A 4,305-nucleotide genomic window follows, 5' to 3' on the forward strand; every position below is an offset into this window, starting at 1 on the left:
GAAGGTGTGCGCACCCGCTCGCACGCCGTGCCTCGCCTGCTCAATGCCGCCAGCGCCATCCGGGGCGGTCAGGTGGTGGGCACCTATGCCAAACGCGAGCTGCCCAATTACCAGGTCTTCGACGAGCGCCGCTACTTCGCCAGCGGGCGCGATGCGGGCCTGCAGCCTCTGGTGGTGGATGCCGATGGCTGGAAGGTGGGCGTGCTGATCTGCGAAGACGCCTGGTTCGAGGAGCCGGCCCAAGTTGCTGCGGCCGCCGGCGCCCAAGTCCTGGTCGTGCTCAACGCCTCGCCCTTCCACGCCGGCAAGCTGGCCGAACGCGAGCAGCGCATGGGCGAGCGCGCCCGCCAGGTTCGCCTGCCGTTGTTGTACGCCCACCTCGTGGGCGGGCAGGATGAGGTCGTCTTCGATGGCGCTTCGTTCGCGGTCGATGCGTCGGGCCAGGTCATGGCCCGTGCACCCAGCTTCGAGGTCGCCACCTTGCACCTGCGAGTGCAGGTGGGTGGGCACGTTGGTGGTGCCATGACCGCGCCCTTGCCGCCTGAAGCCGAGATCTGGCAGGCCCTGGTCACCGGCGTGCGCGACTACCTGGGCAAGAACGGCTTCCCCGGCGCCATCATCGGTCTGTCCGGCGGCATCGACTCGGCCCTGGTGCTGGCGATCGCGGTCGATGCCCTGGGCGCCGACAAGGTGCGCACCGTGATGATGCCGTCGCCCTACACGGCCGACATCTCCTGGATCGACGCGCGCGACATGGCCGAGCGCCTGGGCGTGCGCCACGACGAGATCGCCATCGCTCCCGAGTTCGAGGCCTTCAAGACCTCTCTGGCGCCGCTCTTCGTGGGCCGGGCGGAAGGCACCACCGAAGAAAACATCCAGGCCCGCATTCGCGGCACGCTGCTCATGGCCCTGTCCAACAAGACCGGTGCCATCGTGTTGACCACCGGCAACAAGAGCGAGATGGCCACGGGCTACTGCACGCTCTACGGCGACATGGCCGGCGGTTTTGCCGTCATCAAGGACCTGGCCAAGACGCTGGTGTACCGCCTTTCGCGCTGGCGCAACGCCCAGGCCGCGGCCGCCGGCCAGGTCGAGCCCATCCCCGAGCGCATCATCACCCGCCCGCCTTCGGCCGAGCTGCGCCCCGACCAGACCGACCAGGACAGCCTGCCCGAGTACGACGTGCTCGACGCCATCCTCGAGCGTTACATGGAGCAGGACCAGTCCATCGAGCAGATCGTGGCCGCCGGTTTTGCCCCCGCCGATGTCGACAAGGTCACCCGCCTCATCAAGGTCAACGAATACAAGCGCCGCCAGGCCCCCATCGGCATCCGCATCACACACCGGGCCTTCGGACGAGACTGGCGTTATCCCATCACCTCCCGCTTTCGTGCATGACGGCAGTCGTGCTTAAATCAAGCCTCAGTACCGACGCATCTTCCGGAGTTCTCACCATGAAACAAATCACCGCCGTCATCAAACCGTTCAAGCTCGAAGAAGTCCGTGAGGCGCTGGCTGAAGTGGGCGTGACTGGCCTGACCGTCACCGAGGTCAAGGGCTTTGGTCGCCAGAAGGGGCACACCGAGCTGTACCGTGGCGCCGAGTACGTGGTCGACTTCCTGCCCAAGGTCAAGATCGAAGTCGTGGTCAAGGGCGATGACGTCGAGCGCTGCATCGAGGCCATCATCAAGGCCGCCAAGACCGGCAAGATCGGTGACGGCAAGATTTTCGTGACCTCGGTCGAGCAGGTCGTGCGCATCCGCACCGGCGAGACCGACGAAGCCGCAGTCTGATCCCGCGGCCAAGCTTGCAGGGCTGATCGCCTGATCGGCCCTCGGCAGGCTCAGGTTCCCGGCGCAACGCCACCCGTGCCAGTCAGCTGGTCGGGTGGCGTTTGTGCTTGGAGGCTTGCCGCTTCGGCCGCGAGGCTGTCAAGCAGCGTGCCGATGTCGGTGCCCACTTGCAGCAAGGCCTTCACGTCAGGCCACAGGAAGCCACTGTCCTCGCTGCGATCGATGAAGCGCAACAAGTCATCGTAGTAGCCGCCCACGTTGAGCAGGCACAAGGCCTTGCGGTGGTAGCCGAGCTGGCGCCAGGTCCAGATCTCGAAAATCTCTTCCATGGTGCCGATGCCGCCGGGCAGGGCGATGAAAGCATCCGACTGCTCGGCCATTCTCTGCTTGCGCTCGTGCATGCTGCCGACCACCTGCAACTCGGTGACCCCACCGTGACCGAGTTCGCGCTCGATCAGCCTGTCGGGGATGATGCCGATGACCTCGGCGCCAGCGGCCAGCGCTGCGTCGGCCACCGCACCCATCAGCCCGGTGTGCCCACCACCGTAGACCAGGCGCCAGCCACGTTGACCGATTTCACGCCCGACCTCGCGCGCAGCCGCCAGGTGCGCCGGATCCAGGCCATCGCGGGAGCCGCAGTAAACACAGAGAGAAAAGGTCATGAGGAGGCTCGAAAAGGGACAGGGCGCCGTGATGCGCCATCGGTGACTCAGGTGGGCAGCTGGTCTCGGTGGTCGATGACCCGGGTGCCGCAAACGAGGTCATGCAGGAACTGCTGCCTGGGCAGCAAGCGAGAGATGCTGGCGTAGAACAGGGCCCAGACCAGCATGCCCCCAAGCAGGTACTTGGATTGGTGCCAGCCAGCCAGCCAGCCGGCCAGCCAGGCGGGCATGAACCACAGCCAGCAAAGCAGAAAGCGCGTCAGCGCCTGCCACAAGGAGATCGGACCGCCCGAGGCGTTGAGCAGGCGAATTTGCCAGGTGCGCATCGCCAGGGTCTGGCCCCCATGGGTCCAGAACCACATGAAGTAGGCGGCCAGCGACACGAATTGAGCCGCCATCATGCCTTCGCGCCCTTGCAGACCGTGGCGCTGCCCGACTGCGATGCTATAGAGCGCGCCCACCGCCATCACAAGGCCAAAAAGCAGAACGCCCTCGTAGGTGAAGGCAGCCATGCGGCGGGCGAGCGGAGCGGCGGGGCCCTGGGCTCGGGCGGTCAATTGAGCCGAGCTCAGACCGCCCTGGGATGGGATGGAAAAGACGGACATGGGAGGTGACGATCAACAGCCGCGAACGATATCACCGCTGTCGACAGCCTGGCCGGGGCCGATTCAAGGACGCTGTCCTGAAGCCGGCAGGCTGGCCATGGCTGCACCCTGGGCACCCGTGCGTGGCAGCAAGGTCACCGGATCGACCGAGCCCCTGGCGGCGTTGACCTTGGGCATGCCCACCTGCTGGTGCATGGGGGGCGAGGGCTGTCGTGTCACCAGGTTGGTGGTGGCGCCAGAGCCCGCCTTGACGGTGGCGGGCGAGACGACCGTGGGCTGGCGAGGGCTGGCCGTCACGGCATTGGGCACCGTATTGGACTTGGCGGGGGAGCCGGCGGTGCTGGCCGTGCGCTTGTTGCCAAAGGCCTGGGCGGGCTCGCGCGGGCCGGCCACCCGATCGGGCAGCATCACCGGTTTGCTGCGGCGCTGGGCCTGGCGGCCGAGGTCCTGCTTTTCTTCGCTGGACAGGGCCTGGTAGGCCTGCCACTTTTCCTGCCGCTGACCGGCTGGCAGCTGGCGCGACTGCTGATAGCGCAGGCGGGCTTCGCCCCGCTGGTCGGACGGCAGGGCTGCCCAACTGGCCATGCGCTCTTGCACGCGCGCCTGTTCGGATGGCGCCAGTTGATCGAACCGGCGAGCCACTTCAACCCATTTCACGCGGCTGGACGGTGCCAGGCTGGCCCATTGCGAGGCCAGGGGGGCCAGCGCCTTGCGCTGCGAGGCGCTGAGCTGGGACCAGTCGCTGGGTGCCCCCAACGTCGAGGCGACGGCAGGCTGTGCGTTGGTGGTCGCTTGCGCCGAGGGGTGCCAGGCCAGGCCGCCGAGCAGGCCCAGGCAGCCCAGTGCCAGCAGGCTGCCCAACAAGAGCGATCGGGATGGTGAGGACGAATCAATCATGCGCTGGGCGTCCTCAGGGGGTGATCTCGGCGGCTTCGGTGTCGGTGCTGCTGAGGTCACCATCTGCTTCGGGAATCGCTTCTTCGATGGGGCGCATCGGCGTGCGCTCGTCCCCTCGCAGGAACTCTTCGAAGCCCGGGTCCGCGTAGGCGTCCGGGGGCAACTCGTCGGTCAGGATGGCGGTGTCGATGTCGGCCGTGGCTTCGACTTTTTCCTGGTCGTGGTAGGCGTGCACCAGCCAAAGTCCGGCCACCAGGGCCAGCACCGGCAAAGCCGAGGCCAGCTTCCACCCCCACGAGAGCGGGCCGTCGTCGAGGCGGCGACCGTGGCCAGGTTGGCGCGCCTGAC

At 67.0% G+C, this 4,305-nt stretch carries 6 protein-coding genes; 2 read left to right on the forward strand and 4 right to left on the reverse strand.

Features of this window, described 5'->3' with window-relative positions:
• Window positions 1-1,398, forward strand: a 1,398-nt coding sequence (locus B2W70_RS06730) for an NAD+ synthase (RefSeq protein WP_286744075.1), incomplete at its 5' end; no start/stop codon positions are given.
• Window positions 1,399-1,454: 56 nt separating this feature from the next.
• On the forward strand, window positions 1,455-1,793 hold the full coding sequence (locus tag B2W70_RS06735) for a P-II family nitrogen regulator (RefSeq protein WP_058088704.1): 339 nt from the start codon (window positions 1,455-1,457) through the stop codon (window positions 1,791-1,793).
• A gap of 50 nt (window positions 1,794-1,843) precedes the next feature.
• On the opposite strand, the gene B2W70_RS06740 is transcribed toward B2W70_RS06735, so the two are convergent.
• The 4 genes from B2W70_RS06740 to B2W70_RS06755 all read right to left on the reverse strand — a co-directional run.
• Window positions 1,844-2,455 carry a TIGR00730 family Rossman fold protein gene (locus B2W70_RS06740; RefSeq protein WP_058088705.1) on the reverse strand — a complete coding sequence of 204 codons (612 nt, stop codon included), beginning with the start codon at window positions 2,453-2,455 and terminating at the stop codon, window positions 1,844-1,846.
• 47 nt (window positions 2,456-2,502) lie between these two features.
• A complete protein-coding gene (locus B2W70_RS06745; protein WP_286744079.1) occupies window positions 2,503-3,060 on the reverse strand; it encodes an RDD family protein in 558 nt (185 codons plus the stop codon).
• A 63-nt stretch (window positions 3,061-3,123) separates the two neighbouring features.
• A complete protein-coding gene (locus B2W70_RS06750; RefSeq protein WP_160322567.1) occupies window positions 3,124-3,957 on the reverse strand; it encodes a DUF3106 domain-containing protein in 834 nt (277 codons plus the stop codon).
• A gap of 13 nt (window positions 3,958-3,970) precedes the next feature.
• Window positions 3,971-4,305 (reverse strand): DUF3619 family protein (locus tag B2W70_RS06755; protein WP_286744082.1); only part of this gene is annotated, 335 nt, incomplete at its 5' end.

It is taken from the genome of Aquabacterium sp. UBA2148 (genome assembly GCF_002328915.1).
Lineage (GTDB): Bacteria > Pseudomonadota > Gammaproteobacteria > Burkholderiales > Burkholderiaceae_C > Aquabacterium > Aquabacterium parvum.

Coding starts and splice junctions, on each gene's coding strand:
- B2W70_RS06735 (WP_058088704.1), top strand. CDS start 1,455: ATGAAACAAATCACCGCCGTCATCAAACCGTTCAAGCTCGAAGAAGTC.
- B2W70_RS06740 (WP_058088705.1), bottom strand. CDS start 2,455: ATGACCTTTTCTCTCTGTGTTTACTGCGGCTCCCGCGATGGCCTGGAT.
- B2W70_RS06745 (WP_286744079.1), bottom strand. CDS start 3,060: ATGTCCGTCTTTTCCATCCCATCCCAGGGCGGTCTGAGCTCGGCTCAA.
- B2W70_RS06750 (WP_160322567.1), bottom strand. CDS start 3,957: ATGATTGATTCGTCCTCACCATCCCGATCGCTCTTGTTGGGCAGCCTG.